Below are 17968 nucleotides of genomic sequence, written 5' to 3' on the forward strand. Positions count from 1 at the left end.
TTATTTTTCACCAGGGAACAAGAACGGATTAATACTACTACGCGCAAAGCCTTCTTCTTCCATGCGTGCATCTAAAATAATTGAGGCTAAATCATCCGCGACAGCTTCAACTTTGGCTTCTTTCTCTTGATAAAGGATTTTCAAGTAGCTACCGCAATCACCACAGCTTTCGGCTTTAACTGCCGCATTTTCGTCATCTAATGACCAATAATTCAATTTACCTGTTTGCTCACAGTTACTGCATTTAACGCGCACCATATGCCATTCAGTTTCACATAAATTACAGTGTAAATAACGTAAACCTTGTGATGTACCAATTTGCACAATACTCGACACTGGCATGCTATTACATACAGGACAGAAATGGCGATGGTCTCCATGTTCTGCACGTGCTTTACCTGGGATATTTGCTGCCATTTGTGCCCAATACACCGATAATGCAGCCCAAATGAACATCGATTTGTCCGCAGGAACTTTTTCAAACTCTTCATTTAGCAACGCAGTTGCCATGGCTTCGAGTTCTGTTTCAGACGCTTTATTCAGATTTTCTAACGCCGGACGTACAGACTCAGGCACGACTGGCATTAATTCGGCAATAATAGCCGTTAATAATTTGTGCCAATGTGTTGTCCGTGGAAATGTTTTTGCATCCAATGGCGAATTATTGGTATTTGTTGAGCGCTCAAGGATAGATGCCATATCCATTTCTAATGGATTATCATGCTGTGCATTATGTTGTGCGGTTGCCACTTCAGCAGCAAAATTCAGATAATCTGCAAAAGGATGTTCTCCCGCACCAAGTTCTTTGAGTCGCTCAGCACGGCGTTGATATAAACTTTTTAAGTTAGGAAACAGAACTGGTGGAATAAAACCAATTCCCTTTTCTTTCAATCTTTCTTGTCCTAACTCTTCTTTAGGAACGATACGAATACCCATTGCGTTCTCACTTTTCTATTTTCTGAACAATTTTTTGAGCATAGGGTAAACCTATACTCAAATTAATCATTCCTATTTTATGCCATCGGCGGAAATTGCTGCCACTTACTGCTCAGGATAAAACAAAAACGGTTAGGTCGCTACCTTGATGCCCTTGTATCAAGGCGGGTATTTGATCTGATAAGGGTTTTGTAGGCAACAAAGGAAAAAATGCAGACAAATTTACCTTAAGCAAAGAACAATTATGATACAAAATCACCGATGATAAAGGCATTTTCAAAGGTGTAAATCAATCTATTTCAAGATCATAAATGACCGATTGTGGTGGCCTTAAAATCATCTATTCTTGTTAAAATATGTGGGGTTAATCAAACTTTAACGATATAAGAATAATTAATAAGCTAATAGATACAGCTAAATAAAGTTTTTATTGAAACATTAGCAAGGATATTTAAATTACTGCATTAATTTTCTTTGATATAGTTTTAAAACTAAATTATAGCGGAGGCCGTAGAAATGAGAGAGTTATTAATCACACTAATAATTATACTTCATATTTATTCAATTTTATTTATTAGCGAATTATAGATAAATGTTTAATTAGAATTCTAATAGCTGTATTTTATATTAATTTAACTTATAAAAACAACTTTTAGATTAAACTACCGTAATAGATTATTAATGGATTGAGATCCTAATTTAGAGTTTTCCAACCGACTAAGGACAGTTATGTTTTTCTCGAAACAATTAAACCAGTTTATTGCTTTGGCTAAAAATGGTTCGCTAAATCAAGCGGCAGAGTCTACCAATGTCACGTCTTCAGCGATATCACAAGGTTTGATTCTTCTCGAAAAAAAGCTAGGAAAGAATATTTTAGTTAAAAAAAAAATAAAATACTAATTTCCGATTATGGCATGGAGCTATTTAATAAAATAAACCCTCACTATGAAAGTATAAATAAAATATTAAACAACTTAACTGTGCCAAACAATGAAAAAAAAATTAAAATTCTTATTGATGGATTTCCATTCTATGGGATACATTCGATAATAAACAACCTATTGAAAAATAAGAGTATTAGCATTGAAGTTGAATGCAAGATTTCAAATGATATTTTGTATGAAATAAAAAACCACCACTATGACATCATAATATCACCTGTAGATATCGACGTTGACCATAAAAGTATACAAAAAATAAATTTAAAAACTGAAATATTAGGTTTAGTTTTTCATAAAGAATTAATGAAAAAAAGTATGAGCGTTGAGAAAATGATGAGTAATGAAATTCTTATTCAAACAAAATCATCATTCGAACATTGTACCATGATAGAATTTTTAAAAGAAATAAAAAAAATCGGTATAAACTTTAAAACACTTACAATAAACGAACTGGATTTATTACATTCATTAGAAAATAAAACTGGCTATTCATTCATGACTGAGGAATACTTTAATAAAAAATCGAATCCTGATTTGGTGTTTAAAAAAGAACCCTTTAATTTTTTTCTTAATAGGAGAGCTTATCTACTAAAAGAAAGTAATATTGAAATTTATTAATGAATAATTTTACTTTAAATAAAAATCAATTTAAATAATTCGAGACTAACAATGAAAATCATTTCTTTTTTTATGTTTTCTTTATTTTTATCTTCTTGCCAAAACAGTTTTATTAATGAAATTCAAGACAGTACAATTGAAATAAAAAACCCCAATCAGACAAAAAACAATGGACTATAATTTTCAACTCATTTTAAAAGGAAATTTCGTATGATAATTGGTGTAATTAGTGATATTCATATAGGCTCAGATCATGATAAAGAAGTATTGGCAACGTCTATTAAAAATATTAATCACTGTGGAGCCGAAGGGTTATTAATGGCTGGGGATATTGGTGATTATCATCAACATAGAAAAGATTCTTTTGATATTTTCCTAGAACAATTTCCAAAAAAATATCATCAAAATTTATTATTGATGTTAGGCAACCATGATGTCCGAACTGGGGCCGAACCCCATGAGCCATTAGACCCCGATTTAGTCGGATTATATGACTCTTACTTAGAAAAATGCAATATTGACCGGCAAGAAGATACAATGTGCATTGATGCATGGATTGATGGTTATCATTTTATTTGTTTGAACACAGATGTTCCTTTAAAAAATCAAATGGAATTAAATGAAGCATCACTTCTCTGGTTAGAAAAAAAACTGGCTGAAGGCGTTGATGCGAATAAACCGATTTTTGTGATGACACATCAAGCATTCAATTGTTCACATTGGCGGTCATACTTATATGGCGGATTTGGACCGCAAGATGAAAGACTAAAAAGTCTATTTTCTCGTTATCCCCAAATAATTATGTTAAGTGGTCATATTCATAATGGCTTTGGGATTATTGAAGCTATTCAACGTCCATTTGGAACATTAATTGATATTCCAAGTTTAACATTAGGTGAAAACGGGGTTACAGATAAAGGTACAGGCTATTTATTAAAAATTGAAGGTGATAAGCTAACCTTTGAAGCTTGGAATTTTTATCAAAATATTCATTTATCTGAATATGATACGGTAATATTATTGCCTACTTTATCAAGTTTAGCCGCTGAGCTACCGGATTATGCTGACGAAGAAACTGATTCATTAATTTCAGAATCAAATCGCTTAATGAATAAAGAATACAAAGATGAATATATAAAAATCTATGACGAGAAAACATGGGAAGAAATTAATACCCTAAGAAATAAAATTATTAAATACAAATCTAAACCTAAATCTAATGAAATTAATTACCATAAATTAAAATTTAATAATGACGATAATATCACCATTGAGGTATTGAATGCAGCACTAAATCAGCACAACCATATTCTTATTGAATCAAAAAATGGTCACTGGGCTGACCAAATTACAATACCGCCACTAAAAAATAATCAATCCATTACCATTGATCCTACTGCGGCCTATTGTAGTACACTGATCGTGAATAAAGAGAAGCATAGGATTTCAACAGGTGAAAAATGTACGGTTTCCTGTAAGTCTTATTGGCAGTTTGAAATGAAAAATGACGTAGATTCGTTGGAGCAAAAATCAGCTTATCAGCTTACGTTTAAGAATGAAGATTCTATTACACAAAAAATGATAAAGGATATTTTTAAAACTAACGATAGTATATATATTGAAATTAAAAATGAGAAATGGCTAAATAAAATTTCCATTCCCAAACTGCCCCTAAGTAATAAAAAGATTATAGTTAAATCAACAGCGGATCGTAATAGTTCAATAGTTGGTGGCTACTATACGTATATTATTAAGTCAGGCGACTTATTGACTATTTCTGCAAAACAGGATTGGAGTATTGATAAAAAAAAATTAAAATAACTTAACAACTAGTTCAATACGCGACTAATTATAATTTAGTCGCGTATTTTTATGCGTACTCAACCCTTTGATATCACGTAAATACCAAATAATAAAAGCCAATATTGCAAAGAAAATTATACTTTTAGTAATTCTGGATAATACATCCGCTTCAGCGCTAATTCTAACCCTCTCACCTCTGCTAGGCCTTTTAAGCGGCCAATAGCGGAATAACCAGGGTTAGTCACTTTCTTCAAATCATCCAAAATTTGGTGACCATGATCTGGTCTCATTGGAATTGGTGCAAGCCCCGCAGCATGCCGTTTTTGTTCAACCGCTAAAATGGCTTTGACCACTTCAAACATATCGACATCACCTGCAATATGATTTCCTTCATGGAAAGTATTTGGGTTGTTTTCTCTCACTGTTGAACGTAAATGTGTGAAATGAATACGATCACCAAATTCATTAATCATTTTTACTAGGTCGTTATCGGCTCGCACACCATAAGAACCTGTGCACATAGTAAACCCATTATGAATGCTATCGCAACTTTGCTTAATAAACCGCATATCTTCAATGGTAGAAACAATACGTGGCAGGCCTAAAATTGGGCGCGGAGGGTCATCAGGGTGAATAGCTAAAACCACATTTTCTTCTTCACACACAGGAACGATTTTCTGCAAGAAATAACGTAAGTTCTCACGTAACTGATTTTCATCAATATTATTATATAGCGCCAAACGCTCACGGAATTGGTCTAATGTATAACCTTCTTCTGCGCCCGGTAACCCTGCAATGATGGTTTTAATCAAGTTTTCGATATCATCAGATGACATATTGGCATAATACTCAGCCGCTTCTTTAACTTCTTGTTCTGAATAACTCGCCACCGCATTTTCACGTTTTAAAATATGAATTTCAAACGCAGCAAAGGCAATATTGTCGAACCGTAACGCTTTGGAGCCATCTGGTAGCGTATAAGCAAGGTCAGTACGCGTCCAATCTAGAATTGGCATAAAATTATAGCAAATGGTCTTAATACCACAGGATGCTAAATTACGAATACTTTGTTGGTAATTTTGAATATAGAGATCAAAATTACCTTGTTGAGTTTTAATATCTTCGTGAACAGGAATACTTTCCACGACAGACCAAACTAACCCAGCATCTTCAATGATAGCTTTACGCTTTAAAATCTCCTCAACACTCCAAACTTCACCGTTAGGAATATGGTGGAGCGCAGAGACGATTCCCGTCGCCTCTGCTTGCCTAGCATCACTTAAAGAAACAGGGTCATTAGGACCGTACCAACGCCACGTATGCTCCATGAGTACTTCTCCTGCGATTATTCAAAAATAGTCTGATAAGGAATTGTTTCAAATAAGTAACCATCAAAATTGGGGTCATCAAAATCAGAAAGCTGCATTAGCGTATTTTTGACATTCTCTAAATGCTGCCACATCTCTTTTTTAGCCAATTCAGGATCACGTTTTTGTAGTGCATTTAAAATATTTTCATGATCAATCAACCACTTCTTCCGGTAAGTCGTATTGTCGATATGCTCATGTAGCTTATCCCACATAGGGCTTTGTAACCGCACAGCCCAGATATCATCAATAATCTTCGCCATCATGTCGTTCTTGCTTGCGCGAGCAATTAACACATGAAACTTATGATCATTCGCATCGTCACTTTCATTATTCGCAACTTTGATTCGCTCATCTTCTAATAATGCACGGATCTCTTGGATATCGGCTTTTGTTGCTGACAAGGCCGCACATGCAGCTATCGCACTTTCAATCACTTGGCGAGCTTGCAGTATTTCAAAAGGGCCATGGTCTAAGCTTTTGACTTCATCAATTAATAGATTTGGGTGATTGATGACATAAACACCAGAACCTTTCTTGATAGAAACCAATTTTTCAATTTCTAACATGATGAGTGCTTCACGTACCAATGAGCGACTAACATCATATTTTTTAGCGATCTCACGCTCTGGCATTAAACGACTTCCTATCGGATATTCACCAGATGCAATGAGCTCTTTTAACTGCTGACCTAGGTATTGGTACGAGCGGTATTGAGTTTTCATATATATGTACAACGCGTTGTCGAATTAAATTTAGTTCTTCCATTGTAGATTATCGTCCCTCACCACAATGGTCAACCAATTTATCCACTATTTCCACAAAATTAGTTAACCAATTTGTGATCAGATTCACTTATTGTCGTCTTTTTAGTCATTGTTTTTTAATTTACCGATTGATAGAGTGAAAAAAAGAAAATTTGGTTAACCAATAAATAAACCAGTTTGAGTAACAAGGGGTAATTTGGTTGATCAGTTGGTTAACAAGTAATAGGGATTTAGGCCAAAATGAAAATCATAAAAGCAGAAGTCTTTGTATGTAGCCCCGGTCGTAATTTTGTCACATTAAAAATTACCACCGATGAAGGCATATATGGACTAGGTGATGCTACCCTTAACGGGAGAGAACTCTCAGTGGCATCCTATCTTCAAGATCACCTCTGTCCTCAGCTAATAGGCCGTGACCCACATAAAATTGAAGATATTTATCAGTTCTTCTATAAGGGAGCTTACTGGCGTAGAGGCCCAGTTACGATGTCCGCCATTTCTGCGATTGATATGGCACTGTGGGATATTAAAGGCAAAATTGCCAACCTTCCGGTCTATCAATTACTCGGTGGCGCTTCTCGTGAAGGAGTGATGGTTTATTGCCATACCACGGGTACCGATATTGCCGAAACACTAGATAACTACGCGAAATATAAAGAAAAAGGTTTTAAAGCGATCCGTGTGCAGTGCGGCATACCAGGCATGGCAACCACCTATGGGCAGAGTAAAGGAAAAAACCTTGCTTATGAACCTGCCACAAAAGGCCATCACCCTGAAGAGCAATTTTGGTCAACCGAAAAATACCTCGATTTTATGCCCAAACTGTTTGAAGCCGTACGGGACAAATATGGCTTCAATGAGCACCTTCTACACGATATGCACCATCGCTTGACCCCTATTGAAGCAGCTCGCTTCGGTAAAAGTATTGAAGATTATCGATTATTTTGGATGGAAGACCCAACACCAGCGGAAAACCAAGCTTGTTTTAGATTAATTCGTCAACATACCGTCACCCCAATCGCTGTAGGTGAAGTTTTTAATAGCATTTGGGATTGTAAACAATTGATTGAAGAGCAACTCATCGATTATATCCGCACCACAATCACGCATGCTGGAGGGATCACGGGTATGCGCCGGATTGCTGATTTCGCTTCACTTTACCAAGTCAGAACCGGTTCTCATGGTCCATCTGACCTATCCCCTATTTGCCATGCTGCCGCCTTACACTTTGATCTATGGGTACCAAATTTCGGCGTTCAAGAGTTTATGGGCTACTCCGAAGAAATGTTGTCCGTATTTACGACCAACTGGACGTTCAACGATGGTTATATGCACCCAAGTGATAAGCCCGGTTTAGGTATCGATTTTGATGAAAAACTGGCAGCGAAATACCCGTACAACCCAGCTTATCTTCCAGTTGCTCGTCTCGAAGACGGCACGTTGTGGAACTGGTAATTTTTATTTTATTCGGAGTTAAATATGAAAGCTGTAAAATCGGTAGTAATTAAAGAACCTAATACATTATTGATTGAAGAGCGTTCAGTTCCTGAACCAACTGAAAATCAAGTACAAATAAAAGTCCGATTAGCCGGTATTTGTGGTTCTGACAGCCATATCTACCGTGGCCATAACCCATTTGCAAAATATCCACGAGTGATTGGTCATGAATTTTTCGGTGTCATTGAAAAAGTCGGTTCCAGCGTAGACAGTAAACGCATTGGTGAACGTGTCTCTATCGACCCTGTTCTCAGTTGTGGTCATTGCTACCCATGTTCAATTGGTAAACCAAATGTTTGCGAGACACTAGAAGTATTAGGCGTTCATACTGATGGCGGATTCACTGAATATGTTAATGTCCCTGCGGCAAACGCTTATACCATTCCTGATTCAATCAGCGATGAATGTGCCGTTACCGTTGAACCATACTCTATTGCCGCCAACGTGACTTCGCATGTTCATCCAACTCAAGATGATGTCGCATTAGTCTATGGTGCGGGTACGATTGGGTTAACCTGCGCACAGGTTCTTAAAGGCGTTTATCAGGTCAAAACCTTAATTGTAGTTGACCGCGTGACTGAACGCTTAGCAAGAGCAAAAGATTGTGGCGCTGATATTGTCATTGATAATTCACAAACCCCACTACCAGAGCAACTCAAAGCACTGGGGCTCCGCCCAACGTTAGTACTTGATGCAGCTTGCCATCCCGCTATCTTACAAGAAGCCATCTTGATTGCTTCCCCTGCGGCAAGAGTTTCTATTATGGGCTTTTCAAGTGAAGCAAGTGCCGTTACACAGCAAAGTATTACCAGCAAAGAGATTTCATTGTTTTCTTCGCGCCTGAATGCCAAAAAATTCCCAGAAGTGATTAGCTGGATAGAATCTAAAAAAATTGACCCAACAAAAATCTTAACCCATCAGTTCCCATTCACTGAAGCGCAAGAGGCAATATTAACCTTTGAAAAAGACCAGAAGACCTGCTGTAAAATTCTTTTAACCTTTTAATTTAATTAAAAAAACTAAATCCGATTTTGGATACTACTCTACGTGATTAATAGGATAATAATATGAATACTCAGTCAATTGATCCATCAGGGAAAGTGGAACGCAGCTCTGGCGATCTGACCAAAGCTGCAGTTTCAGGCTGGCTAGGAACCGCTCTGGAGTTTATGGATTTCCAGCTTTACTCGTTAGGCGCAGCACTTGTTTTCCATGAAATATTTTTCCCTGAACAATCCGCTTCAATGGCATTAATTCTTGCTATGGGAACTTACGGTGCCGGATATGTCGCACGTATTGTTGGTGCGATTTTCTTTGGTCAAATGGGCGACCGAATCGGTCGTAAAAAAGTACTCTTTATCACCATCACCATGATGGGGGTGTGTACTACATTAATCGGGGTATTACCAACCTACGCACAGGTAGGTATCCTCGCACCGCTATTATTAGTTCTTTTGCGAATTATTCAAGGCTTAGGAGCAGGCGCTGAAATTTCAGGTGCAGGAACCATGCTGGCAGAATATGCGCCAAAAGGCCGCCGGGGTATTGTGGCTTCACTCGTGGGTCTGGGGACAAACTGCGGCACATTAAGCGCCACTGCGATTTGGGCGGTTATGTTCTTCTGGTTAGACAAATCAGACTTGCTGGCGTGGGGCTGGCGTGTACCTTTCTTGGCAAGCTTCGTTGTGATGCTGTTTGCCGTGTGGTTACGACTGAATCTGAAAGAAAGCCCTGTATTTGAGAAAGTACAAAATACGGAAGAACAAGAAGCCAAAGTTGCGGTACAAACGCCACCGAAAGAAAGTTTCTTTGCCATGTTTAAATCTAAAGCATTTTGGTTAGCAACTGGTATTCGTTTCGGTCAAGCGGGTAACTCTGGGTTAATTCAAACTTTCTTAGCGGGATATTTAGTTCAAAGCTTATTATTTGATAAAAGTATTCCAACTGATGCGATCATGATCAGCTCCGTTGTCGGTTTCCTGACCATTCCTGTGATTGGTCTGCTATCTGATAAATTCGGGCGCCGTATTCCTTATATTATTCTTAGTTTATCTGCCATGTTGCTCGCCTATCCGATGTTATCTGTCATCGTCGATGGTGCGAACAGCGTTAGCTTAATTACCATCTGTATTATTATCGTTCATAACTGTTCAGTACTCGGATTATTTGCCTTAGAAAATATTACGATGGCTGAAATGTTCAACTCACGTAACCGTTTTACTGGTATGGCTGTGGCCAAAGAAATTGGTGGCTTAATTGCCTCTGGTTTAGGCCCAGTTCTAGCGGGTATTTTCTGTAGCATCACCGGAAGCTGGTGGCCAATTGCAATCATGATCATCATTTACTCTGCCATTTCATTAATCAGTGCCATTATCATGCCTGAAGTGAAAGATCGTGATTTAACCAGCACGTTGGATGCGGTTGAAGAGGCTGAACAACAAAAAGGTAAAGTGAAATATGCAACTGTCAACCAATAACCTAAACCAATTACCCGCCACAATCAAAGTACCAAGCTATGATAGGGAGCAGGTAAAGGTAAAAATGCTTCACTTAGGTTTCGGCGCGTTCCACCGCGCCCACCAAGCCATCTTTGCGGATATTTTAGCTACGGAACAGCAGAGTGATTGGGGCTTTTGTGAGGTCAATTTAGTCGGTGGCGAGCAACAAATTGAAGATTTACTCGCTCAAGACTGCCTTTATAACGTAGTTGAAATGCAAGGCGATAATTGGCAAACCCGTACTGTCGGTGTGGTAAAAGAAGCATTACACCCAACCATTCACGGAATTGATGCCGTTATCAATCGCATGTTAGACCCTAATATTGCCATCGTTTCCATGACGGTTACTGAAAAAGGTTATTGCTATGTGCCCGCGACAGGTTCGATTGATTTTGCGAACCCCGCTATCGCACATGATTTAGCCTCACCAAATACCCCGAAATCACTGCCGGGTCTGATTGTTGAAGCCTTAAAACGCCGTAAGGTACTGGGTATTGCACCATTTACAGTCATGTCCTGTGACAATATGCCTGAAAATGGTCATATCACGAAAAATGTCATTTTAGCGATGGCTGCAAAACAGGATATTGCATTGGCCAATTGGATTGAAGCCAATGTCACCTTTCCATCTACCATGGTGGATAGAATTGTGCCTGCCATGACACCAGACACAGCGGAGAAAATTCAATCCCAGCTAGGCCCTGTCGTTGACAAAGTCGCCATTGCCTGTGAGCCATTTCGCCAATGGGTGATTGAAGACAATTTCGTCGCAGGTCGCCCTGAGTGGGAAAAAGCGGGCGCTCAGTTAGTTACGGATGTCGTTCCATTTGAAGAAATGAAGCTGCGCATGTTAAATGGTAGCCACTCTTTCCTTGCTTATTTAGGTTATTTGGCTGGTTACCAATATATTAATGAGTGCATGCAGGATAGCGCTTATGAAAAAGCCGCTTATCACTTGATGGTCAATGAGCAAGCACCAACGTTATCCATCAAAAATGTGGATTTACCCGCCTATGCTAATGCCCTGATTGAGCGTTTTAAAAATACGGGGTTGAAACATCGTACTTGGCAAATCGCGATGGATGGAACGTTGAAATTATCCCAACGTTTACTCGATTCTATCCAAATTCACCTGAAAAATGGCCAATCATTTGATTATTTAGCCTTAGCCGTCGCGGGATGGATGCGTTATGTCAGCGGAAAAGATGATCATGGCGCAGAAATTCAAGTCAGCGACCCACAGGCTGTAAAATTGGCTGAGCTGGTTGCAAACAGCACTGATGATGAAAGCCGTGTTCGCGCATTGCTGTCCCTCAACAGTTTGTTTACCGAAGAACTGGTTAATAATTCACTATTTACTGAAAAGGTGACTGCATTTTACCTTTCACTACGTGATAACGGTGCCAAGAAAACCATTGAAGCACTCAACCACCAGCACACCCTGTAATAACATATTAGTAGGCGGGTTTCCCCCGCCTTTTTCACTCAAACTTCGCTTAAACTATAATCTACTGTGTTAGCGGCGGAAACCAAATAGCTTGCTGACCACTCACCAACCGTTCTTGGTTAATCCAAGTAAAAGGTGCGGGTACCTGAGCTTGCAAACGCACATCTTCAGCCCCTCTTTGTGCTGTCAATGTGGGAGTAAGGACAACAGGCTCTGGCCCATAAATAGCCGCTGACGTAGAATCACGCTCGTTTCGCCCGCCACAAACCACCCATAACTGGTTTAATGTAGCAATTGCATAAGGGATAAAATCGACACGCCCTGTTGGCGGCTCTTCAACCGAAAAAAGATGGCTATCAATTTCCACTTTTAAATCACATGGGCTGCCCGCTGGTGCAGCAAGAATATCAGCACGTAACATACTGTATAACCCCCCTAATTCAGGAACGTCTAATTCATGTGCTGCCGCCAGTGCAATACGCCCAATTGGCGTTGCTGTCACACTCACAGCGCTACCCGCTGTTGCCCAGCCACTATCCCGTTCATTAAGATGTGTAACACGATAGCGGGCTAATATTTCCCCTGATGGGCCCGCAAGAATGACGGTGTGGAACACTTTATCAATCTCAATTTCAGGATAACTTCCAACAATATAGCCTTTTCCTTGATGAGCAGCCTGACACAGTGTTTGTTCAAATGCTCCCCCTTGCTTTTCAGCATGGGACAAAATAAGGTTCGGGTCATTCGTATAAGGAAGCGCAGAGAGCTCGGGTAAAACCAGCAATTCATTTTCTCCCACTTGAATTGCATCTAACTTAGAAATAGATTTTTCCCACTGAGCAGCAATAAGTGTCGTTTGAATTACTGTTTCTGTCGCATTGATATCTGTTGGGCTGCGGTGAAAAGCCAGTGTTGGGAAATATAATTCAGGGCGGCGCTTCGCGAGTAATACATCGCGTTGCTTATCTGCTTCGCCTAAATCAATCATTGCACTGTATATGCCATTTAGCCCGGGTTCTAGCTCTAACGGGCTAAGCACGGGAGATTGAGCCACTTTATGCCCTGAAGGCGACCACACACTTGAGCCCCCATTATAGTAAAGCTGCCCTTTAGTAATTGGGTTAGTTTCAATTCCACTTCGGGTAGCACAAATAACCCACAACCCATTGAATGCGCTCATATGTTGTACATGCGCAACCGTTGAGTGGTCGCCCAACATTTCAGCAGGGGTGGCATTTGGCATCATTCGGTCGGATACTGAATGCCAACCAATGATTTGCGCCCCTTCTAATGCAGCTAATCGAACGTATTGCCAGTAGGTATCATCATAACAAATCAATAATGCGATACGGCCAATCGGTGTTTCAAAAGTTTTGACACCAGTATTGCCCGGTGCAAATACTTTTTGATCTTGAGAATTCAGGCCTATTTTACGATATTTACCAATAATACCTTCCGGCCCCATCAAAACGGCTGAATTATAGGCGAGCCCTGTTTCGCTATCTCGCTCCGCGATACCGACACTCATATACATTCCTGTTCGAGCCAATACAGGCAGTATTGCAGCAGTCGTTTTGCCAAGGATAGTATCTAAATAAGGTGCTAATTCCGTAGAGTCCGAAAATAAATAACCACTCACTGCCGTTTCTGGAAATACGGCATAATTTACCCCTTGAGCAGCCACTTTTTCTGTCGCTTCGACTAAACGTTGAATATTCCCATTTAAGTCTCCCCATGCAGGAATAAAATCAACGGCTGCGACTTTACTGCTTTTTTTTATTTCAGCAATACTCATACAATAATCCTTATTCAAAGAATTTATTAATAAAAAAATAAAAACTAAATAGGGAAAAATATTTCTATAATTCCAATTGATTGAGGTAGTAATCGCCTGAATTTAGCGGCTATATTTGAATATATCTAATATCTGAATATAGCCGCTAATATTAATTAGCTTTTTTAGAAAATCATATTAAGAGCGAGTTTAATATTATTAATTAAATAACATTATTTTTTTTCATTTCCATAATTTGTTCATCACTATAACCAAGCTCTTTTAATACTTCGTTATTATGTTCCCCAAGCAATGGAGCACTTTTAATTTCAGGGATAAACGCTGAAAATTTCATTGGGCAACCCACCGTTAAATATGAGCCTCGTTTTGGTTGTTGAACTTCGACAATCGAACCACTACGACGCAAAGAAGGGTCATCCATAATTTCTTTCATACTTAATACTGCAGAACATGGCACATCAAACTGATCAAAATAATCAGTTAGTGCATGTTTATCTTTGTCTTTAGCGATTTCTTCAATTGCATCCCATACATCTTGGATATGACTTGCACGTGCCTGTGTAGTGGCAAAAGCAGGATCGGTTTTCCATTCTGGGCGCCCAATAGCATCACAGGTATTTTCCCAATTATGGTCTTGATTAATAAAATAAATATAGGCATTTGGGTCAACATCGCTACCTTTACATTTGAGCATTGTTCCCGGCTGACCGCCACCACTCGCATTCCCCCCACGAGGAACCGCATCACCAAACGTGCCATTTGGGTATTGAGGGTATTCCTCTAAGAAACCGAGTTTTTCTAAACGTTGTTGGTCACGTAATTTCACACGACATAAATTAAGCACCGCATCTTGCATTGACATAGTAACGCGTTGCCCTTTACCTGTTTTTTCACGGTGTAATAACGCCGTCAGTATGCCTATCAATAAATGCATACCCGTATTACTATCCCCCAATGCCGCAGCACTTACGGTCGGAGGGCCATCAGGAAAACCCGTCGTTGATGCTGAACCACCAGCAGATTGAGCAACATTTTCATAGGCTTTCACATTCGCATAGGGTGAATTCTCATTAAACCCTTTAATCGACCCAAAAATTAATCGAGGATTGAGTTCTTGGATGTGCTCCCACGTAAACCCCATATGGTCGATAGCCCCCGGATGAAAATTTTCAACTAATACATCAGATTGACGTATTAGTTTCTCCATCACGGCTTTTCCCTCTGGCGTTTTGGTGTTGAGCTCTAAAGAGCGTTTGTTACTGTTTAACATCGTAAAATACAGCGCATCCACATCAGGGATATCTCGCAATTGATTACGTGTCACATCCCCAACGCCTGGGCGTTCAATTTTGATCACATCAGCACCGAACCAAGCAAGCATTTGTGTACATGATGGCCCTGACTGAACCCCAGTAAAATCAAGAACGCGTATCCCATCAAGCGGTTTTGAAGAAGTCATAATTCACCTTTTTACAAAACTGCCATGACGTCATTTCTCACGCCATGGCAACTCATTTTGCCCCATTGACTCTTTCTATGAAACGAGTCGAGAGATGTAGATCCACGCTGGAGCTGCGATGATAAAACCAAGTACACTCACCGCCAGCGACGCAGTTCCTGTCCGGGTATACAGATTAAAGCGACTTGCAATAATTATTCCAGAGAAAGCAGGTGGCAATGCCCCAGCTAATACCATCATTTGCAGTTGCTCTGTTCCCATATTAAACATCATACCCGCCAGTAACATTAACCCTGGCATTAAAACTAGCTTTAATAACGTGTTATAAACTATCTCTCCATCGAACTCGAACTTATTGGCGGCTAATGTCAGACCGGCAGCAAATACCGCAACACCGGAGTTTGCTTTCGCAATTAAATCAAATGTTGGGTCCCAAACGGTAGGAATTTTCACACCAACCAATACCAGTGCGGTCGCAAGTACCGGAGCCCATACGACGGGTTCTTTAAAGGCGGATATTAATGCATCCATACCGCCACCACCCTTTTTCCCTTCCGCATCAGATGGGTTCAGTAGGAATAGGCCAATAGGGATTGTAATGGCATTAACGATGATGGAAATAATAGCGACAACTAACCCAGTTGAAACAGTTTCACCATAAATAGGGTCTAGAACCGCAAACCCTAAGAAACCAATTGTCGGAGAACCTGCAATTAATGCACATACCGCAGCTTCGCCACGACTATGTTTAAAAATATATTTACAGCTAAAGAAAGAGAAAAAGAAACAAACGAGCAAGACCACAAATGAAATAATAGTCAATTTAGCGTCTGCAAATATCATTTCTCGATTAGCGCGTGCGATAGAAACAAATAATGCAGCAGGTAATGCGTAATTTAATACCAACTTATTAAATGCTTTCGCTTGGTCACTGGTAAACACATTTCGTTTACCACTCACATAACCTAATACCATAATAATAATGATAGGTAATAGGTCGCTCATAAAAATCTTATACATAAAATCAGCCATAAGACCCACCTATTTTTGGCAATAAGACCCCGTACGCCACTCATTAAAAATGAGCCGCGTAGGGTTATCTTTGTTAGTTAACGTTATGCTGCGTTAATTTTTTACGACAGACTTCGGATTTAAATTACCAATATGGCCACTTTCCGTTCCAACTGCAGGGTCAATAACAACATTTATCAAAGTTGGATGACCCGATGCTAAACCGGCCCTCAAGGCTTCTTGTACCTCAGCAGGTGTTGTTGCTTGGTAGCCGATGCCACCAAAGGCCTCAATCATTTTGTCATAACGCGCTCCGCCCATTAAAACGGTAGGAGAAGGGTCTTGATCACCATGGAGGTTTACGCCATCACCACGGTAAATCCCACCATTATTGAAAATCAAAATAGTGACAGGCAATTTGTAGCGACAAATCGTTTCGATTTCCATACCACTAAAGCCAAATGCGCTATCGCCTTCAATCGCTACAACAGGCTTACCACTAGTTACAGCGGCTCCCACTGCATAACCCATTCCGACCCCCATAACGCCCCAGGTTCCACAATCTAAGCGTTTACGTGGTTGGTACATATCAATAATATTTCGCCCATTATCAAGCGTGTTAGCGCCTTCATTGACGACATAAACATCTTGGTGATCGACCAACACATCACGGATTGCACGTAATGCGTTGAAGTAATTCATCGGGGAAGTGTCAGTGTTTAACTTAACTGCCATTTTCTCGACATTGATTTTCTTGTGCTCATCAATACTGACAATCCATTCTGTTGGTGATTTAACAGGGGTTGATTTAAGTCCTGCCAATAATGACTCAATACTGGAGTAAATATCGCCAACAACTGGAGCCGCTATTGGGCGGTTACTATCAATTTCGGAAGGTTCAATATCTAACTGAATAAATTGCGTTTCTGGTGACCAATGCTTACCTTTACCATGGTCAAGTAACCAGTTAAGACGTGCTCCCATTAATACCACAACATCTGCACTGGATAAGGCATATGAGCGAGCTGATGCGGCTGATAGGGGATGTGTATCTGGCAGCAGCCCCTTAGCCATTGACATCGGTAAATAAGGGATACCGGTTGTTTCAATAAATTGACGAATATTGTCATCCGCTTGGGCATAAGCTGCACCTTTACCCAAAATAATTAATGGTCGCTTAGCCGAGGCGAGCAACTTAAGGGCTTTATTCACTGAATCTGGTGATGGAATTTGTCTTGGTGCAGGGTCTTCAACTGTAAAAATGGTTTTATCCGCTGCGTCCTTGTCCATCACGGCAGACAACACTTCCGTTGTTAAATCAAGATAAACCCCACCAGGACGACCTGATACCGAAGCTCGGATTGCCCGGGCTAGTGCGATACCAAGATCCTCAGGTTTATTCACACGATAAGACGCTTTTACAAAGGGTTTTGCCGTGTTCATTTGGTCTAACTCTTCGTAATCACCCTGCTGCAAATCAATTATCGCTCTGTCGCTTGAGCCACTGATTTGAATCATTGGAAAACCATTGGTCGTTGCATTAGCAAGAGCAACCATACCATTCAAGAAACCCGGCGCCGAAACCGTTAAACAGATACCCGGTTTTTGGGTAATAAAACCACTGATTGCAGCTGCGTTACCCGCAGATTGCTCATGGCGGAAACCAATATAGCGAATACCTTCAGCTTGCGCATGCCTTGCCATGTCAGTCACTGGAATTCCAACAACACCGTAGATTGTATCAATGCCATTTTTTTTAAGTGCATCGACAATAATATGCATACCATCAGTCAGGTTTTGGGTTTGATCAGCAGACATGTCTACCTCAT

At 39.9% G+C, this 17968-nt stretch carries 14 protein-coding genes; 7 read left to right on the forward strand and 7 right to left on the reverse strand.

What is annotated here, in order from left to right:
- A complete protein-coding gene (fdhE, locus tag P3L40_RS22290) occupies window positions 1-936 on the reverse strand; it encodes a formate dehydrogenase accessory protein FdhE (RefSeq protein WP_004906186.1) in 936 nt (311 codons plus the stop codon).
- Window positions 937-1665: 729 nt separating this feature from the next.
- Here fdhE and P3L40_RS22295 point away from each other — a divergent pair.
- The 3 genes from P3L40_RS22295 (at window position 1666) to P3L40_RS22305 (ending at window position 4316) form a co-directional block, all read left to right on the forward strand.
- Complete coding sequence (locus tag P3L40_RS22295) at window positions 1666-1836, forward strand: LysR family transcriptional regulator (RefSeq protein ID WP_112308442.1); 171 nt, start codon at window positions 1666-1668, stop codon at window positions 1834-1836.
- Window positions 1837-1850: 14 nt separating this feature from the next.
- Complete coding sequence (locus P3L40_RS22300; RefSeq protein ID WP_094961968.1) at window positions 1851-2495, forward strand: hypothetical protein; 645 nt, start codon at window positions 1851-1853, stop codon at window positions 2493-2495.
- A 210-nt stretch (window positions 2496-2705) separates the two neighbouring features.
- Window positions 2706-4316, forward strand: coding sequence for a metallophosphoesterase (locus P3L40_RS22305; RefSeq protein WP_210852787.1), 1611 nt, complete (start codon window positions 2706-2708; stop codon window positions 4314-4316).
- Window positions 4317-4432: 116 nt separating this feature from the next.
- Here the strand turns inward: P3L40_RS22305 and uxuA are convergent, their stop codons facing one another.
- Together uxuA and P3L40_RS22315 are read right to left on the reverse strand one after the other, a co-directional pair.
- Window positions 4433-5626, reverse strand: a complete 1194-nt coding sequence (gene uxuA, locus P3L40_RS22310) for a mannonate dehydratase (RefSeq protein WP_144140288.1) — start codon at window positions 5624-5626, stop codon at window positions 4433-4435.
- A gap of 17 nt (window positions 5627-5643) precedes the next feature.
- Window positions 5644-6390, reverse strand: coding sequence for an FCD domain-containing protein (locus tag P3L40_RS22315; RefSeq protein ID WP_210852789.1), 747 nt, complete (start codon window positions 6388-6390; stop codon window positions 5644-5646).
- Window positions 6391-6672: 282 nt separating this feature from the next.
- Here P3L40_RS22315 and manD point away from each other — a divergent pair, with 282 nt between their 5' ends.
- The 4 genes from manD (at window position 6673) to P3L40_RS22335 (ending at window position 11874) form a co-directional block, all read left to right on the forward strand.
- The gene (gene manD, locus P3L40_RS22320) at window positions 6673-7887 is read left to right on the forward strand and encodes a D-mannonate dehydratase ManD (protein ID WP_004906197.1); all 1215 of its coding nucleotides are present in this window, start codon (window positions 6673-6675) and stop codon (window positions 7885-7887) included.
- 24 nt (window positions 7888-7911) lie between these two features.
- A complete protein-coding gene (locus P3L40_RS22325; protein WP_094961972.1) occupies window positions 7912-8934 on the forward strand; it encodes a Zn-dependent oxidoreductase in 1023 nt (340 codons plus the stop codon).
- Window positions 8935-8996: 62 nt separating this feature from the next.
- Complete coding sequence (locus tag P3L40_RS22330) at window positions 8997-10406, forward strand: MFS transporter (protein ID WP_004906200.1); 1410 nt, start codon at window positions 8997-8999, stop codon at window positions 10404-10406.
- The gene (locus tag P3L40_RS22335; RefSeq protein WP_094961973.1) at window positions 10387-11874 is read left to right on the forward strand and encodes a mannitol dehydrogenase family protein; all 1488 of its coding nucleotides are present in this window, start codon (window positions 10387-10389) and stop codon (window positions 11872-11874) included. The genes P3L40_RS22330 and P3L40_RS22335 overlap by 20 nt, the downstream gene beginning before the upstream one ends.
- Before the next feature lie 61 nt (window positions 11875-11935).
- On the opposite strand, the gene P3L40_RS22340 is transcribed toward P3L40_RS22335, so the two are convergent.
- From P3L40_RS22340 to oxc, 4 genes are all read right to left on the reverse strand, one after another.
- Entirely contained in the window at window positions 11936-13669 is a 1734-nt protein-coding gene (locus P3L40_RS22340; protein WP_210852791.1) for a nitrilase-related carbon-nitrogen hydrolase, read from the reverse strand.
- A 202-nt stretch (window positions 13670-13871) separates the two neighbouring features.
- On the reverse strand, window positions 13872-15128 hold the full coding sequence (frc, locus tag P3L40_RS22345) for a formyl-CoA transferase (RefSeq protein ID WP_004906207.1): 1257 nt from the start codon (window positions 15126-15128) through the stop codon (window positions 13872-13874).
- 75 nt (window positions 15129-15203) lie between these two features.
- The gene (yfdV, locus tag P3L40_RS22350; protein WP_004906833.1) at window positions 15204-16148 is read right to left on the reverse strand and encodes a transporter YfdV; all 945 of its coding nucleotides are present in this window, start codon (window positions 16146-16148) and stop codon (window positions 15204-15206) included.
- Window positions 16149-16253: 105 nt separating this feature from the next.
- Window positions 16254-17957 carry an oxalyl-CoA decarboxylase gene (gene oxc / locus P3L40_RS22355; protein ID WP_094961976.1) on the reverse strand — a complete coding sequence of 568 codons (1704 nt, stop codon included), beginning with the start codon at window positions 17955-17957 and terminating at the stop codon, window positions 16254-16256.
- Window positions 17958-17968: the final 11 nt, after the last annotated feature.

The sequence above is a fragment of the Providencia sp. PROV040 genome (assembly GCF_032706145.1).
Lineage (GTDB): Bacteria > Pseudomonadota > Gammaproteobacteria > Enterobacterales > Enterobacteriaceae > Providencia > Providencia hangzhouensis.

What these genes read in the sequence shown, in the direction of transcription:
- P3L40_RS22305 (WP_210852787.1), top strand. Translation starts at nt 2,706, where the DNA reads ATGATAATTGGTGTAATTAGTGATATTCATATAGGCTCAGATCATGAT.
- P3L40_RS22340 (WP_210852791.1), bottom strand. Translation starts at nt 13,669, where the DNA reads ATGAGTATTGCTGAAATAAAAAAAAGCAGTAAAGTCGCAGCCGTTGAT.
- P3L40_RS22295 (WP_112308442.1), top strand. Translation starts at nt 1,666, where the DNA reads ATGTTTTTCTCGAAACAATTAAACCAGTTTATTGCTTTGGCTAAAAAT.
- uxuA (WP_144140288.1), bottom strand. Translation starts at nt 5,626, where the DNA reads ATGGAGCATACGTGGCGTTGGTACGGTCCTAATGACCCTGTTTCTTTA.
- P3L40_RS22300 (WP_094961968.1), top strand. Translation starts at nt 1,851, where the DNA reads ATGGAGCTATTTAATAAAATAAACCCTCACTATGAAAGTATAAATAAA.
- P3L40_RS22330 (WP_004906200.1), top strand. Translation starts at nt 8,997, where the DNA reads ATGAATACTCAGTCAATTGATCCATCAGGGAAAGTGGAACGCAGCTCT.
- oxc (WP_094961976.1), bottom strand. Translation starts at nt 17,957, where the DNA reads ATGTCTGCTGATCAAACCCAAAACCTGACTGATGGTATGCATATTATT.
- yfdV (WP_004906833.1), bottom strand. Translation starts at nt 16,148, where the DNA reads ATGTATAAGATTTTTATGAGCGACCTATTACCTATCATTATTATTATG.
- fdhE (WP_004906186.1), bottom strand. Translation starts at nt 936, where the DNA reads ATGGGTATTCGTATCGTTCCTAAAGAAGAGTTAGGACAAGAAAGATTG.
- manD (WP_004906197.1), top strand. Translation starts at nt 6,673, where the DNA reads ATGAAAATCATAAAAGCAGAAGTCTTTGTATGTAGCCCCGGTCGTAAT.
- P3L40_RS22315 (WP_210852789.1), bottom strand. Translation starts at nt 6,390, where the DNA reads ATGAAAACTCAATACCGCTCGTACCAATACCTAGGTCAGCAGTTAAAA.
- P3L40_RS22325 (WP_094961972.1), top strand. Translation starts at nt 7,912, where the DNA reads ATGAAAGCTGTAAAATCGGTAGTAATTAAAGAACCTAATACATTATTG.
- P3L40_RS22335 (WP_094961973.1), top strand. Translation starts at nt 10,387, where the DNA reads ATGCAACTGTCAACCAATAACCTAAACCAATTACCCGCCACAATCAAA.
- frc (WP_004906207.1), bottom strand. Translation starts at nt 15,128, where the DNA reads ATGACTTCTTCAAAACCGCTTGATGGGATACGCGTTCTTGATTTTACT.